Annotated in this window: 10 protein-coding genes; 4 read left to right on the top strand and 6 right to left on the bottom strand. The window is 75.1% G+C overall.

Annotated elements, in window-relative coordinates; translation table 11 throughout:
• Nucleotides 1-73 precede the first annotated feature (73 nt).
• Together CP984_RS32475 and CP984_RS32470 are read left to right on the top strand one after the other, a co-directional pair.
• Nucleotides 74-466, top strand: coding sequence for a roadblock/LC7 domain-containing protein (locus CP984_RS32475; protein WP_003986006.1), 393 nt, complete (start codon nucleotides 74-76; stop codon nucleotides 464-466).
• A gap of 55 nt (nucleotides 467-521) precedes the next feature.
• Nucleotides 522-896 (top strand): hypothetical protein, encoded by a 375-nt coding sequence (locus CP984_RS32470; protein ID WP_003986007.1) that lies wholly within the window; start codon nucleotides 522-524, stop codon nucleotides 894-896.
• 5 nt (nucleotides 897-901) lie between these two features.
• Here the strand turns inward: CP984_RS32470 and CP984_RS32465 are convergent, their stop codons facing one another.
• The 4 genes from CP984_RS32465 to CP984_RS32450 all read right to left on the bottom strand — a co-directional run bounded on the left by CP984_RS32465 (nucleotide 902) and on the right by CP984_RS32450 (nucleotide 7,277).
• Entirely contained in the window at nucleotides 902-2,182 is a 1,281-nt protein-coding gene (locus tag CP984_RS32465; protein WP_003986008.1) for a type III PLP-dependent enzyme, read from the bottom strand.
• Nucleotides 2,179-3,933, bottom strand: coding sequence for an IucA/IucC family protein (locus tag CP984_RS32460; RefSeq protein WP_003986009.1), 1,755 nt, complete (start codon nucleotides 3,931-3,933; stop codon nucleotides 2,179-2,181). The genes CP984_RS32465 and CP984_RS32460 overlap by 4 nt, the downstream gene beginning before the upstream one ends.
• Nucleotides 3,934-4,011: 78 nt before the next feature.
• The gene (locus CP984_RS32455; RefSeq protein ID WP_050504578.1) at nucleotides 4,012-5,913 is read right to left on the bottom strand and encodes an IucA/IucC family protein; all 1,902 of its coding nucleotides are present in this window, start codon (nucleotides 5,911-5,913) and stop codon (nucleotides 4,012-4,014) included.
• 95 nt (nucleotides 5,914-6,008) lie between these two features.
• A complete protein-coding gene (locus CP984_RS32450; protein ID WP_003987192.1) occupies nucleotides 6,009-7,277 on the bottom strand; it encodes an ATP-grasp domain-containing protein in 1,269 nt (422 codons plus the stop codon).
• Nucleotides 7,278-7,564: 287 nt separating this feature from the next.
• On the opposite strand from CP984_RS32450, the gene CP984_RS32445 reads away from it, so the two are divergent.
• Entirely contained in the window at nucleotides 7,565-8,575 is a 1,011-nt protein-coding gene (locus tag CP984_RS32445) for a lytic polysaccharide monooxygenase (RefSeq protein WP_003987193.1), read from the top strand.
• A gap of 440 nt (nucleotides 8,576-9,015) precedes the next feature.
• Nucleotides 9,016-9,684 (top strand): pyridoxamine 5'-phosphate oxidase family protein, encoded by a 669-nt coding sequence (locus tag CP984_RS32440; protein WP_003987194.1) that lies wholly within the window; start codon nucleotides 9,016-9,018, stop codon nucleotides 9,682-9,684.
• Here the strand turns inward: CP984_RS32440 and CP984_RS32435 are convergent.
• Together CP984_RS32435 and CP984_RS32430 are read right to left on the bottom strand one after the other, a co-directional pair.
• Nucleotides 9,648-10,715 carry a DNA polymerase Y family protein gene (locus CP984_RS32435; RefSeq protein ID WP_371282147.1) on the bottom strand — a complete coding sequence of 356 codons (1,068 nt, stop codon included), beginning with the start codon at nucleotides 10,713-10,715 and terminating at the stop codon, nucleotides 9,648-9,650. The genes CP984_RS32440 and CP984_RS32435 overlap by 37 nt on opposite strands.
• Entirely contained in the window at nucleotides 10,712-14,476 is a 3,765-nt protein-coding gene (locus tag CP984_RS32430; RefSeq protein ID WP_030178880.1) for a DNA polymerase III subunit alpha, read from the bottom strand. Before CP984_RS32430 ends, CP984_RS32435 begins: the two co-directional genes overlap by 4 nt.
• Between the last annotated feature and the right edge of the window lie 14 nt (nucleotides 14,477-14,490).

Genomic DNA, 14,490 nt, shown 5'->3' with positions numbered 1-14,490 from the left:
CACCCCGCTCCGTCGCCGGCGGAGCACCGCCGTGAAGCGTGTATCGCGTCGCCTGTTCGGAAGGAAGCACGTCATGGCGACAGAGGCCGAACTCACCAGTGAACTGGAGCGGCTGCGGGCCTGTGTCACCCAGGTCACCGGGGCACTGATCGTGAGTGACGACGGCCGGGTGCTGGCCAGGGACGTATCCGGCGAGCACCCGCAGCACCTGGGGCCCCGCACCGCGGAGGCGCTGCGGGCCGCCCTGCGCCTGGCCGCCGCGGCCGGGCACGGCACCGCCCACGAACTCCTGGTCCGGGCGGACCACGGCTGGGTGGGTGCCTACACCGCGGGCCGGTCGGCCTCGCTGGCCCTGGTGACGGCGCCGCAGGCCAATGTCGGCCGGGTGCGCCTGGAAGCGCGCCGGTCCAGCACGCGCATCAGCGCGCTGCTCGACGGCGCACCGGAACAACAGGAGAACCCCTGACATGAACCGGACCACCCCCCGCTCCCCGCAAGGACGAAAGGCAAGTGCGACTCCCATGATCAACACCGAGACGGCACTCAAAGAAGCGATGACCGGCATCGAGGGCTCCCTGGGCGTGGCCCTGGTCGACTACGGCAGCGGCATGGCGCTCGGCACGCTGGGCGGCGGCAAGGACCTCGATCTGTCCGTCGCCACCGCCGGCAACACCGACGTGGTGCGCGCCAAGGTCCGCACCATGGACATGCTCGGCCTCAAGGACGAGATCGAGGACATCCTGATCACCCTCGGCACGCAGTACCACCTCATCCGGCTGCTGAAGTCCCGCAACAGCAGCGGCCTGTTCCTCTACCTGGCACTCGACAAGGACCGGTCCAACCTCGCCATGGCCCGGCACCAGCTCCGGCGCATCGAAGGCGAACTGGACATCTGACCGGGTCAAGGGCGGCGCCGCGCACGGAGCGCGGCGCCGCTCCGTATGCCCGCGGGCACGGCCGCCGCCTCCGGGCCGCCCACGTAGTGGAAGCCCGGCGGCGGGTGCATCAGGAAGTCGTGGTGCGAGATGTTCCACGCGTACGCGCCGGACAGGGCGAAGGCCACCCGGTCGCCCGCGCGCAGGTGGGCGACGGGTGCCCGGCGGGCCAGCACGTCCTTCGGGGTGCACAGCTGGCCCGCGAGCGTGACCTCCTGGTTGTGGGCGCCCGGCCGGGGCCAGGGGCGGGTCCACTCCTCTACGGGGAGCACGACGAAGGGGTGGTCGTGGCCCTTGGCCGCCGGGGTGCGCAGGTGGTGGGTGCCGCCGCGCAGGACGGCGAACGCCTCGCCGTGGCTGTGCTTCACGTCCAGCACCTCGGTCACGTACCAGCCGCAGTACGCGGTCAGCGCCCGGCCCGGCTCGATGCGCAGCGTGAACTCGGGGTAGCGGTCGGCCAGCCCGGCGAGCCCGGTGCCGTACTCCCCCCAGTCGAAGCGGGTCTCCGGGCGTCCGTAGTCGACCGCCATGCCGCCGCCGAGGCCGATCTCGCACAGGGAGTGGCCGTGCCGGGCGGCGAAGTGCCGGGCCCAGTCGGTGATCCGGGCGGCGATGGCCAGTTGGGCGGGCGCGTCGAGGCCGCTGGCCAGGTGGGCGTGGATGCCGCGCAGCCGTAGCGGGCCGTCGCAGAGCAGCGGCAGGCAGTGCTCGGCGCGCGCGGGATCGAGGCCGAACGGCGTGGCCCGGCCGCCCATCGCCAGGGCCGCGCCGGCCGTGGCCCCGGCGCCCAGTGGCAGGTTGACGCGCAGCAGGACGTCCGCCTCCCGCCCGGCTGCCCGGGCGAGTGCGGAGAGCATCCGCAGTTCGTGCTCGCTCTCCAGGTGGAAGCGCTCGACGCCCAGGTCCAGGGCGGCGCGCAGTTCCGCCTCCGTCTTGCCCGGTCCGCCGAAGGCCAGCGGCAGCGCGGGCTCCGCCGCGCGCACATGCGCGGCCTCGCCCCCGGAGGAGACCTCGCAGCCGTCGATGTACGGGGCGAGCGTCCGCAGCAGGCGCGGGTCCGGGTTGGCCTTGGCCGCGTAGTACAGGTCGACGCGGGGCGGCAGGGCGGCCCGTACGGACGCGGCGTGGGCGGCGAGGTCGGCCAGGTCGTAGACGTAGGCGGGCAGCGGGCCGTCGAGCGTACCGCCGGGGCCCGGGTGCCCGGCGGTGAGGGCGTCCACCTGGCGCGCGGCCAGCTCCGTGATCATGCGGTGCTCCGGGGGCGGGCGGGGGTGGCCGTGGGCACGGGCGGGCCGCCGTCCGCGGCGCCGGGCGCGACCGGTGAGGCGATACGGACGTATCCCGCCTCCCGGTCCGCCGCGCGCCCCCACCGCGTCAGCAGGTTGGCCTTGGCGGGCAGGGGCGCGCCGGCCAGCAGGGCACGCAGTTCGTCCGGTTCGCCGTGCGCGGCGCTCCGCTCGCGCAGCACGCCCCGTACGGCCCGCCACAGCTCGCCCTCCAGCGCCGGGTGCCGGTCGGCGACCGCGGCGGCCGTCTCGGCGAGATGGTTGACGAGCAGGCAGTAGACGACGCGGTCCCAGCCGCGCTCCCGGTCGTACACCAGGGACCGCGCCACCTCTCCCGGCAGCCCGGCGAGGAACGCCGCGTGCGGGCCGCCGGGCAGCAGCTTGGTGCCTTCCAGGTCGCGGAAGAGGATCTGCGCGGGCATGCCGTGGGCGTCGACGCCGAGCACGACGTTCTGGAGGTGCGGTTCGAGGACGACGCCGTGGTCGAAGTAGGCGGCCAGCACGGGCGGTACGAGCAGCGACAGGTACGCGTCCCACCAGCCGAGCGCCGCCACCGGCCCGGAATCGGACAGGAGCGCCCCGAACTGGGCGTCACTCGTGCGGTGTTCATCGGCCACGGCGGCGGCCAGCAGCGGGGTGACGCCGGGCCGCAGCCGCTCCTCCAGCCCCTCCCGCACGATGACGCCGAGCCCTTCGGCAAGTTCGCGGTCGCCCACGTCCACGGTGCGGTAGCCGGGTTCGCGCAGCAGGTCGCAGCCCGTGAAGCGCGCGGCGAGGGCGGTGGCGACCGGTTCCAGGTGGTGGGTGAGGGCGACGGCGCCGCGCAGTTCGTAGTCGGCGTTCTTGCGCACGCAGTTGGTGATGCGGGTGTTGAGGCTGAACTTGAGGAACGTACGACCGTCGTAGAGCGTACGGACGGACGCGGTGGGCGCGAACGCGTCGCCGCGCTCCCCCAGGTCCAGCAGGTCCCCGCGCCGTACGGCGTCCCGCAGGGCGGGGTGCGCGCCGAGCATCGCGTACTGCCAGGGGTGCGCGGGCAGCAGCCGGTAGCCGTCGGGCACCTCGCCCTGCCGGTCCAGGGCTGTGAGCGCGGTGGGCGTGGCGGCCTCCTCGCGTACGCACTCGGCGCGTACGGCCAGGTGCCGCAGCCGGAAGCGGGCCCCGGCCTCGGGCGCGTAGCGGGCCCAGTCGGCGGCGCTGCCCGTACGGGACTTGGGCGTCGGGTGGAAGCGGTGCCCGAACAGCAGCGACTGTTCGGAGCGCAGGTAGCGGGCGTGCGGTCCGGTGCCCCTGGGGTCGTGGTCCGTGGAGGCCGCGGCGCGGCGCAGGGCGGCGGTGACGCCCGCGTGGCTGGACGCGACCTGCGCGCGGAACTCCTCGTTCCGTACGCCGGTACGCAGCTCCAGCTCGCGTTGCGTGCACGCGGCCAGTTCCTGCCAGCCCAGTTCGTGCCAGCCGCCGTCGCGCCACTGTCCGGCGGGGCCGCGGAAGCGGTGGGCCCCGGTCAGCGAGGTGCGGCGCAGTCCGATACGCAGCAGTTCGCCGCAGCGCGGCAGGCGCAGCAGCAGGTGGTCACCGGCCACGGCGGTCTGCCGTTCCGGGCCGCAGATCTCGCGCACCAGGCAGTTCAGGAGGGTGTGGGCGACAGGTTCGTCGGCCGAGCGCGGGACGGCGCGGTCCGGGCCGGCCGTGCGGGAGGGGGCGAGGGGCATTGCGGGGACTCCAACGAGGGGTGGGGAGCGGGGCCCGAGCGGTGGGCGGTCCGGTCACGGTGCCTGTGGGGGTGGCGGTCACCGACCCGGTGGGGTCAGGTAGTTCGGCCCGGTGACGTAGTGCTTGTTGATGTCCGACGCGCCCGACCGCCGTTTCGTGAGCAGGCTGCCGGCCGTGACCATGGCCTTGACCGGCAGCCGGTCGGCGTCCAGGACGCGGGTGCGCAGCACGGCGGCGGCCGCTCCGGGGGCGGCGTCCAGCCGGTCCACGGCCTCCGTCAGGCGCGCGCGGAGCTGCCCGAGCAGCACCGGCAGCGGCGCGCGGCCGAGCCGCGCCAGTTCGAAGGCGAGGGCGCCGGCGCACAGGTGGACGGTGATGGTGGTGAACACGTCCGCGACCGGGACGTCGCTGCCCACCAGGATGCGGCGGTCGGCGAAGCCGCACAGGTCGGCGGCGTCCCCGCCGAGCACGGCGGCCAGCCGGACGGTGTTCACCCGCGGCCCGTCGTTGTCCTTGAGCAGCAGGCGCAGACGCGGGCGCCCGGCGACCTCGTCCAGGATGAGCGAGGTGTTCTGCTGGTGCGACTCCAGCGCGATGCCGTACGCGAAGAGGGTGGTGTGCCAGTCCAGCAGGAGGGTCAGATAGGCGTCGAGGAAGGCGAGCAGGTCGCCGCCGTAGAAGCGGCGGGCGAGGTCGTCGGCGACCAGGGACCCGTCCGGCATCCGGGCCGCGAGCGCGGCCACCGGCACCACCCGCGCGCCGCGCAGACCGCTGGAACCGCGCAGACCGCGCAGGCTCCGCGCGGCGGCCGGACCGCCGCTCCCGCACACGGCCGCCGTGCCGCCGCTGCCCCGGGGGAAGCGGCGCACCAGAGTGGCCAGCAGGTCGTGCCCGGCGTCCAGGTGGGTGGTCTCGTCGGCGAGGAGCACGGTCTCGGCGAAGCGCGGGTGGCGGGCCACGACGGTCTCCAGGAGGCGCTGGCCCACCGCGCCGTCCACGAGGGTGCCCGGTTTCATGCCGCGCCGGTTGAGGCGGCCCAGTGTGGCGGTGGCGAGCGGCAGTTTGAGGTGGGTGTACGGGTCGTCGGTGACGGCGACGGTCCGCATCGACAGGGTGGGCCGCACCCGCAGCCACGCGCGGTCCGCGAGCCGCGCCGCGCCCTCCAGGCCGCGGACGCGCAGCGCTTCGGCCAGCGGTCCGTCGGCGGTGAGCGGGTGGACGGGCAGAGCGAGGTGGCTGCCGTCCAGCCGGGGCAGGCCCAGGTCCGCCGGGGTGGGCCACCAGTGGGGCAGCGCCGCCGGGTCGCCGTTGACGTGCTCGTACGGGAGGGCCAGCCAGCGCAGCGCGAAACCGGGCGCGAACTCGGGCGCGTAGGCGCGCACCTGGCCGGCGTCCAGGCCGATGCGGGCCCGGCCGGTGGGGTAGACGGGGTGGTCGCGGTGGGCGGCGAGGGTGTCGTAGTCGAGTGCGCCGCCGGGGCCGCACCAGGCCCGGTCGCCGTCGTACGCGCCGGTCGTGCCGGGCGGCACGGCGTGCGCGTCCGGTGCCGCGCCCCGGCCCCCGCCGCTCGCGCCGTCCGCCGGCCCGCTGTTCCCGCCGTACGCGCCGCCGCCCGCGTGCGGCCCGAGCCGGCCGACCACCGCCGCGCGCTCCGCGGCCTGCATCCGGGCCGTGGCCAGCGCCTGGTGGCACTCGCCGACGAAGGCGTCGAAGCCCGGCCGGTCCTCGGGCGGCACCGCGGTACGCAGCAGGCCCATGATCGCGTCGATGCCGGTCACCCGTGTGCCGTCGGGGCGCTCCAGCGCTCCCGTCCGGGCGGCGATCTCGCACTGGAAGCCGTCGGCCTCGACCGGAATCAGGACCGGGCCGTCCGGGAGGGGCAGCCGCAGCCGGTCGCCGTCCGTGCCGCGCAGCGTGCCGGCGGCGCCGCGCAGCCCGTACGCGTCCTCGCGCAGCAGCGTGCTCAGCACACGCCGCATCAGCTCTTCCTCCGGGCCGCCGAGGGGACCGCTTTCGATGTGCTCCGGCTCCGCACCGCACAGCGTGTCCGGTACGCCGTCTCCCGTCACCGCCGTCACGGCACGATCTCCCAACGGTGGGCGGCCAGGAACTCCCGTACGGCCGCGTCGATACGTTCCTCGTCGCGTCCGGTGGCCCGCAGCACCCCCAGGAAGTCGCGGTTGGTGCGGTACAGCGGGTGCCGCTCGCCCACCTCGCGTAAGGGCCGGTAGTCGAGCCGGACGCCGTCCGCTTCTCCCAGGTGCGCGTCCGGGGCCGCCTTCAGCACCCCGTCCCGGCCGGCGCACACGTACTCCATGCGCACCCGCACGCCGCGCCGCGCCTCCAGGGTCCGCGGCAGCCGCTCCCCCAGGTGCGTACGGAGGACCAGCTCGAACAGCGGGAGGTCCAGCGCCTCGGCGAGGACCAGGTCGCACTGGTCGCCGATGGCGCGGTAGTTGACCTCGATGATGCGGGCCCGGCCGCCCTGGTCCACGTATTCGGTGTGGCAGGCGCCGAAGCCGACGCCGAGCGCGCGCAGTTGGGTCAGCACCTGGTCCGTGGCGGGCCGGGGCGGTTCGGGGAGCAGGCGCAGCCGTTCCTCGATGAAGTGCGGCGGCGGTGAGATGTCCGTGCGGAAGGAGGCGAGCGGGTGCAGGGTGTGCCCGTCGCCGAGGGTTTCCAGGGTGTGCAGGGTGCCGTCCAGGTACTCCTCCAGGACCAGCGCGGCGCCGGGCCGCCGGTCCCGGATCTCGCGGCAGCGGGCGGCCAGTTCCGCGTCGTCCGCAACCAGGAAGACGTCCTCGCTGGCGACGCCTTCACGCGGTTTGAGGACGCAGGGGTACGGGATGCCATGCCCGTCCGGGTCGTCGTCCGGCGCCAGTTCGGCGGACCGTACGGCGTCCAGCCCGGCGGCGGCCAGGGCGCGCCGCAGCTCGGCCTTGTTCTTCGTGCGATACGCGGCCCGCCAGTCCTTGCCGGGCAGCCCGAAGTAGCCGGCGGCCAGGGCGGCCTGGGCCTGGAGGTGGTCGCTGTTGGTGAAGACCGCGGCGGGCGCTCCAACTCGGCTGGTTCCCGCGGCGATTCGCGCGATCACGGCACGGAAGTCCAGTACGTCGCACGGTACGATGTCCAGCTCGCCGGGCAGCGGGCCGCCACCGCCCCGCTCGCGCGCGTACCGCCCGTACGCCTCCCGGTGGGCGTCCGGCTGATCGGTCAGCAGCGCCACGGGCAGGCCGAGGCGGGCCGCGGCCGGCAGGAAGCCTTCCGTGACGGAGTCGGTGGGGTTGCGGGCCAGGACGATCAGGCCCGCGCAGGCGTCGTTCGGGGGTGCGGCCTCGTTCACACGCCGAAGATTAGGTTAGGCATACCTAACTTTGTCAACTCGCGCCACACCGGCGCCGCGACACCCTTCCCGCCCCTCCCCTGCGCGTTCCGGATTGCCTCCACCACGATCCGTCCCGAGGACTTAATCCGCCCTCAGGTCTTCCTTAAGCGGGCCATAAAGATCGCCGAGAACCGGCTTTCGGGCCCGAATCCCCTGCTCAGCGGGGCTAGCGTGCTGATCGCACCGGCGGGATCAGGCGCTCCCGCCGGTGCGCTCCCCCCGACCCGACGAAGGAGACCCCCACGATGACCGCTCGCCGCAAGGCCGCCGGTATCGCGCTGACCGGTATCGCCCCGCTGGTGTTCACCGCGCTCTCCGCGACCCCCGCGGTCGCCCACGGCTCGATGACCGACCCGGTCAGCCGGATCTCCGCCTGCTTCGCCGAAGGCCCCGAACACCCGAAGTCCGCGGCCTGCAAGGCGATGGTCGCGGCCGCCGGCACCCAGGCCCTGTACGACTGGAACGGCGTACGGGACGGCAACGCCGGCGGGCAGTCCAAGAAGCGCATCCCGGACGGCAAGCTGTGCAGCGCCAACAGCGCCGAGTACAAGGGCCTGGACCTGCCGCGGGCCGACTGGCCGGCCACCAAGCTCCAGGCGGGCAACCACACGTTCCACTACAAGGCGACCGCCCCGCACCGCGGCTCCTTCGAGCTGTACCTCACCAAGGACGGCTACGACCCCGCCAAGCCGCTCAAGTGGTCCGACCTGGAGGCCAAGCCGTTCGCCAAGGTCACCAACCCGAAGCTGACCGGCGGCGACTACGTCTTCAGCGGCAAGGTGCCCGCCAGGTCGGGACGCCACCTGATCTACAGCATCTGGCAGCGCTCGGACAGCCCCGAGGCGTTCTACACCTGCTCCGACGTGGTCTTCGGCAAGGACAGCGGCGGCGCGGGCAAGGGCGTTGCCCCGGCCGCCGCCGCGCCGAGCGACCGGCAGATCGCGGCGGAGGCGGACAAGTCCACCATCGACCACATGCACCACGGCGCGCACGGCGGCGCCCCGGCCGCCGGGACCGACGGCAAGGCGCAGCACGACAGCGCCGCGGGCAACGCGGCGCACCCCAACGGCGGCGCGGCCAAGGAGGTGGACCCGAAGCAGGCCGGTGACCAGCAGGCGGCCGGGAACCATCTGGCCGAGACCGGCGGCAACAGCGCGACCGGGCCGATCGCCATCGGCGGCGCGGCCGTCCTGGCGCTGGGCGCCTCGGTGCTGTTCGCGAGCACACGCCGCAAGGCCGCCCGGCAGCGCGGCTGACCCCACTGTCCAACCCGCAGGGCCCTTCCCCCACACATGAGGGCCCACCTGCGAGGCCATCCCCCACTGGCCCCGCAGGGCCCCTGGTGAGGTCATCCCCCACTGACCCACAGGGCTTGCCCCGTGAGGTCATCCCCCACTGGCCTCACGGGGCCTCACCCCCCACACCGGCGCCGCCGTCCCCTTCCCTTCACCTCAGGGGGCGGCGGCGCCACCCCGCCCGCCCCGCCCCCGCGCCGCACTCCCCTGTGGTGCGGCGTGGGAGCGAGCAGGGCGCGCCCGGCCGTGGCCGGCCCACGTCGTGTCATCTCTCAGCGCCGCGCGCCGGGTGGGAGATTCCCGTTCCGGCGGGAAATTCCGAAGAAACCCGCGCGGCCGGTTGTCAGTGGTCTCCCGTACAGTCGCAAGGGAGTCGACCTTGCTGACGAAGGGGGAGCGCCGTGACGGCGGTGGAGCGGACAGCGGGCGCGGTGGCCCGGCAGGTCAGGTCCGAGGTCGCGGAGATCACGTCCGAGCGGGAGCTGCGCGAGCTGGTCGGCGAGCCGAACGACCACGCGCTGCACAAGGTGCGCGACCGGCTGCACGACCTGGACCGGCAGTGGCTGGCGTGCTCGCCGTTCTGCTATGTGGCCACCTCGGACGCCGAGGGCCGGTGCGATGTCTCGCCCAAGGGCGACCCGGCCGGTTTCACACTGGTGCTGGACGACACGACGATCGCGATACCGGACCGCCCCGGCAACAAGCGCGTGGACGGCTTCCGCAACATCCTCGCCAACCCGCAGGTCGGTCTGGACTACGTCGTTCCGGGCCGCGGTGACACCCTCCGCGTCAACGGCCGCGCCCGGATCGTGCGCGACGCGCCGTTCTTCGACGCCATGGTCGTCAAGGGCCACCGCCCCCGGCTGGCGCTGCTCGTGGAGATCGACGAGGTCTTCTACCACTGCGCCAAGGCGTTCCTGCGCTCCGGGCTGTGGAAGCCGGAGAGCTGGCAGCCCGACGCGCCGCCCTCACGGGCCCGCATAGCCAAGGGGGTCGAGGTCCCCGACACACCGCTGGAGCAGCTGGAGGAGCACTACGGCCCGCGGTACGGCGACCGGCTGTACGGCTGAGCCAGCTTCGCCGCCGGCCGGGCCGCCGCCTCGCCGAAGCGGGCCCGCGCCCGGTCCACGGCCGCCTCGATGCGGCGCGCCTTGTCCTCGGCCGGGTCGAACGTCAGCTGCCGGGTGGCGAGTTCGGCCCGGCACAGGTCCTCCACCCGCAGCGCCACGGACCGTACGCGCGCCCGTTGCAGCCCGAGCGCCGCGTGCAGCGCGTACGCCGCGTCCGTCAGCGCCGGTCCGTGCGCGGTCGGTTCGGGCAGTCGCCGGGTGCGGGTCGTCGTGGAGCGGTCGGCGTAGCGGACGGTGAGGGTGAGCGCGCGGGCCGCCCGGCCGCTGCCGCGCAGCCGGGCGCCGAGGTCGTCCGCGAGGGAGAGCAGCGCGCGGCGCCGCCGGTCCGGGTCCAGTTCGTCGTGCGCGAAGCGGTGTTCGGCGCCGATCGAGCGCGCGGCGGCGTTCGGGGTGACCGGGCTCGGATCGATCCCGCGGGCCTTGTCGTGCACCGCCCGGCCGGTCTTCGCACCGAGGATGCGCTGGAGGGTGGCGGGCGGCGCGGCGGCGATCCGTCCGACGCTGTCCAGTCCGTACGCGCACAGGGCGCGCGCGGTCGCCGGTCCGACGCCGTGCAGCGCGGCGGCCGGTTTGCGGTCGAGGAAGTCCGCGACGGCGTCGCCGGGCACCCGGCGCACCTCGCCGGGCGCCGCGCCCTGCGCCGCCATCCGCGCGAGCAGCGGGTTGCCGGCGATGCCGATGGTGCACCGCACCCCGTACCAGGCCAGCGCCCGCAGCCGGATCAGCTCGGCGATGCCCGCGGCGTCCCGTTCGAAGTAGCGCAGCGCTCCGCGTACGTCGGCCAGCGCGGCGTCCGGCGGCAGCGCCTCGATCACCGGCGTGAACTGGCCGAGCAGCCGCAGAAGATGGCCGTAGGTCTCCGCGCCGAGCGAGGCGCCCTGGCCCCCTTCCGCACCACCGTCCCCGGCGGCGCGGAACCGTACGTACAGCACCTCGGCAGGCCCATCGGCCGGCCCTCTCATCAGCGTCATCCCGCACTCCCCGGGCTGGCGTGCCACAACTTCCGTCCGGTGGCGGAGCCTTCACCCGCCGGGCGGAGGTCGGCCCAGGGGTGCAGCTCATAGCCGGTCTCCAGCCGGATGGTGCGGCCGGCGGCCGGGCCGGCTCCGGTTCCGGCCCCGGCAGTGGCCGCCGGGACCTGGTCCGCCGCCCAGGTCGCCTCGGCCGCGGCCGAGCCCGCGCGGCCCGGCTCGCTGTGCACCCGGCGCGGCACCGCGCCGCCGTCCGCCGTGCCACCGTCCACCAGCACGGCCGGGTCCACCGCCGGTCCCCCTTCCGCGAGGCGCGCGGTGACCGCCTCCAGGCCGCCTTCGCGCCGCAGTTCGGCCAGCTCGGCCAGGTTCCAGGCGGCGGCGCCGACCACGCTGAAGCTGCGCGGCCCGCGCCGCTGGACCGTGCCGCGTACGAGCAGCAGCCAGGAGTGGAAGACCGTGTGCGCGCACGCCTCGTGGCTGTCATCGAAGAAGGCGCAGTCGACCAGGCCCGTGCTGTCGTCGAGGGTGGTGAAGATGACCCGGCGGCCGGAGCGGATCGGCGGGGTCTGGGTGGCCGCCTTGGCCCCGGCGACCAGCACCGTCTCCCCGTGCTCCACCTCGCGCAACCGCTTGGCCGCAACCGCCCCCAGCTCCGCGAGGAACTCCCGGTGGTCGCTCATCAGGTGCCGGGTGGTGTCCATGCCGAGGACGCCCAGCTCGGCGCTGAGCCGTTCGACGTCGCTCAGGTCGGGCAGCCCGGCCGGCTCGACCGCCTCGACGGGCCCGGCGGCGCCGTCCCCCGCGTCCAGGGGAAGCTGCCCCGCGGCCACGCCCCGCTGCTGACCGTGCAGTTCGGCCAGGTGCAGCAGCAGGTCCCGGCGGTTGGCGCCGAAGGCGTCCAGCGCGCCGACGCGGGCGAGGCGCTCGGCCACCGGGCGGCTGGGGCGGGCCCGCCGCCACAGGTCGGGAAGCGAGGAGTAGGGCTGCCCCTCCTCGATGCGGCGCGCCTCGGCCTCGCTCATGCCGTGCACGTCGGACAGAGCGAGCCGCAGACCCCAGACGGCCGGACCGGCCCCGGGGCCCGCACCGGCACCGGCCGGCCCGGCACCGGCCCCCGGCTCCGCCCCGGAAGCCGCAGTCCCACCCTCCGAACCAGACACCAGTTCGATTCGATGAGCGACCGCCGACCGGTTCACATCCAGCGGCAGCACCGGCACCCCCCGCCGCCGCGCGTCCGCCAGCAGCAGCCGCTTCGGATACATCCCCGGGTCGTGGGTGAGGAGCCCGGCGTAGAAGGCCGCCGGGTGGTGCGCCTTGAGCCAGGCGGACTGGTACGTCGGCACCGCGAAGGCGACCGCATGCGCCTTGCAGAAGCCGTACGAGCCGAACGCCTCGACGATCTCCCAGGTGCGCTCGACCACCTCGGGCGCGTACCCCCGGCGGGCGGCCCGCCCGGTGAACCAGGCCCGCACCTGCCCCTGGATCTCCGGCTTGGACAGCGCGCGCCGCTTCTCGTCCGCCTCGCCCCGGTCGCAGCCGGTCATGATCCGCAGGATCTCGATGACCTGCTCGTGGAAGACGACCACGCCATAGGTCTCGCGCAGCGGTTCCTCCAGGTCCGGGTGCGGGTAGCGGGCGGGCCGGCGGCCGTGCCGGGCCTCGATGAAGGGCCGCACCATGTCGGCCGAGACCGGTCCCGGGCGGAACAGCGAGATGTCGACCACCAGGTCGTGGAAGGTGGCGGGCTGGAGCCGCCCGACCAGATCGCGCTGTCCCGGCGACTCGATCTGGAAGCAGCCGAGCGTCTCGGTGGAGCGGATCAGGCCGTACGTGGCGGGGTCGCCGGGCGGCACCTGCGCCGGGTCGTCGAGATCGACGGTGCGGCCGGTGGCCCGCCCGATCTCGGCGGTCGCGTGCGCCATCGCGGACTGCATCCGTACGCCCAGCACGTCCAGCTTGAGCAGTCCCATCTCCTCCACGTCGTCCTTGTCGAACTGCGCCATCGGCAGCGGGGAGCCGCCCTCGCCGTCGCGGTGCGGGATCTCGCTGCGGGTCGGCACGACGGGCGTACGGGCCAGCAGCGAGGCGTCCGAGAGCAGCACCCCGCACGGGTGCATGGCCATGCCGCGCGGCAGCGCGTCCAGCGCCTCGACCAGGTCCCACATCGGTCCGTACCGCTCCGCTTCCACACCGCGCAGCTCGGGCAGTTCGGCGAGCGCCGCGCGGGCGTCGCGGGCGCGGATGTGCGGGAACGCCTTGGCCAGCCGGTCCACCTCGGCCGGGTCCATGCCCAGGGCGGCGCCCACGTCCCGTACGGCGTGCCGCACCCGGTAGGTCTCGGGCATGGCGACGGTGGCGACCCGCTCGGTGCCGAACCGGTCGAAGATCGCGCGGTAGACCTCCAGACGGCGTGCGGACTCCACGTCGATGTCGATGTCGGGCAGCACCGCGCGGCGCTTGGACAGGAAGCGCTCCATCAGCAGGTGCTGTTCGACCGGGTCGGCGTGCGCGATGCCCAGCAGGTGGTTGACCAGCGAGCCCGCGCCCGAGCCGCGCGCGGTGACCCGGATGCCCAGCTCCCGGGTGTCCTGGACGACCTGGGCGACGGTCAGGAAGTACGAGGCGAAGCCGTGGTGCTCGATGATGTCCAGTTCGTGGTCCATCCGCTCCCAGTACTTACGGCGCCGGTCGTAGCCGCGCAGCACCATCCCGGCGGCGCAGCGCGAGCGCAGCACCCGTCCGGCGGTGCGGCGCGCGGCGCCGACCAGGCGCGGTTCGGGGAAGTGGACGGTGCCCAGCCCGAGGCCGTCCTCCGGGTCCACCCGGCAGCGGGCGGCCGTCTCCTCGGTCATCTCCAGCAGCCGCCGAGCGGTGCCGGGCCCGAGACCGGCCGCCTCGGCGACCCGCTCGGCCGTACGGGCCATCGTGTGCGCGTCCTTGAGCCACCGCTCGCCGCTGTCCCGGGCCTCCGGGCGGTGCCGGTCCACCGGGACCAGGCGGCGGGCGGAGTCCAGGACGTCGGCGACGGGGCCCTGGCCGGGGTCGGCGTAGCGGACGGCATTGGTCAGCACGGCCCGGACGCCGTGTTCGACGGCGAAGCCGAGGGTACGGGCGGCGAGGCGCAGCGAGCCGGGGCCGGTGCCGGTACGGCCGTGGTCGACGACCTCCAGGCGCAGCGCGTCGCCGAACAGTTCGCGCCAGGGGGCGAGGAGCCGGGCGGCGCGGTCGGGACGCCCGGCGGCCAGCGCGCGGCCGGGGTCGGAGTCCGGGCCGAGCAGGACGGTCACCGCGTCCGGCGCCCCGGCGCGCACCGCTTCGGTGAGGGCGGCCCAGGTCAGTACGGGCCGGGTGGTGTCCCCCGGCAGGGTGGCGGCGTGGGCGGCCGTGACCAGGCGGCAGAGCATGGCCCAGCCGGCCGCGCCGTCCCGGGCGAGGAAGACGGCACGGGCCGCGGACTCGTCGATGAACGCGCCGCCGCGCACCGGACCGCGCCGCCGGGCCGTCCCCGGGGCGGCGCCCGGCGCCGGGTGGCCGCCCTCGGGCGGGGCCACCGCCAGTTCGGTGCCGAACAGCGGGCGGACGCCGGCCGCGGCCGCCGCCTTGGCGAAGCGGACGGCTCCGGCGAGGCCGTCCCGGTCGGTCAGCGCGAGGGCGTCCATGCCGCGTTCGGCGGCGCGCTCGACGAGGCGTTCGGGGTGGGCGGCGCCGTACCGCAGGGAGAAGCCCGAGGCGGTGTGCAGATGCGTGAACCGTGGCATCCGCGCCTCCTACC

The organism is Streptomyces rimosus (assembly GCF_008704655.1).
GTDB lineage: Bacteria > Actinomycetota > Actinomycetes > Streptomycetales > Streptomycetaceae > Streptomyces > Streptomyces rimosus.
This window is presented reverse-complemented; position numbering and strand designations above follow the sequence as displayed.

What these genes read in the sequence shown, in the direction of transcription:
- CP984_RS32445 (WP_003987193.1), top strand. Translation starts at nt 7,565, where the DNA reads ATGACCGCTCGCCGCAAGGCCGCCGGTATCGCGCTGACCGGTATCGCC.
- CP984_RS32470 (WP_003986007.1), top strand. Translation starts at nt 522, where the DNA reads ATGATCAACACCGAGACGGCACTCAAAGAAGCGATGACCGGCATCGAG.
- CP984_RS32475 (WP_003986006.1), top strand. Translation starts at nt 74, where the DNA reads ATGGCGACAGAGGCCGAACTCACCAGTGAACTGGAGCGGCTGCGGGCC.
- CP984_RS32435 (WP_371282147.1), bottom strand. Translation starts at nt 10,715, where the DNA reads ATGACGCTGATGAGAGGGCCGGCCGATGGGCCTGCCGAGGTGCTGTAC.
- CP984_RS32460 (WP_003986009.1), bottom strand. Translation starts at nt 3,933, where the DNA reads ATGCCCCTCGCCCCCTCCCGCACGGCCGGCCCGGACCGCGCCGTCCCG.
- CP984_RS32430 (WP_030178880.1), bottom strand. Translation starts at nt 14,476, where the DNA reads ATGCCACGGTTCACGCATCTGCACACCGCCTCGGGCTTCTCCCTGCGG.
- CP984_RS32465 (WP_003986008.1), bottom strand. Translation starts at nt 2,182, where the DNA reads ATGATCACGGAGCTGGCCGCGCGCCAGGTGGACGCCCTCACCGCCGGG.
- CP984_RS32455 (WP_050504578.1), bottom strand. Translation starts at nt 5,913, where the DNA reads ATGCGGCGTGTGCTGAGCACGCTGCTGCGCGAGGACGCGTACGGGCTG.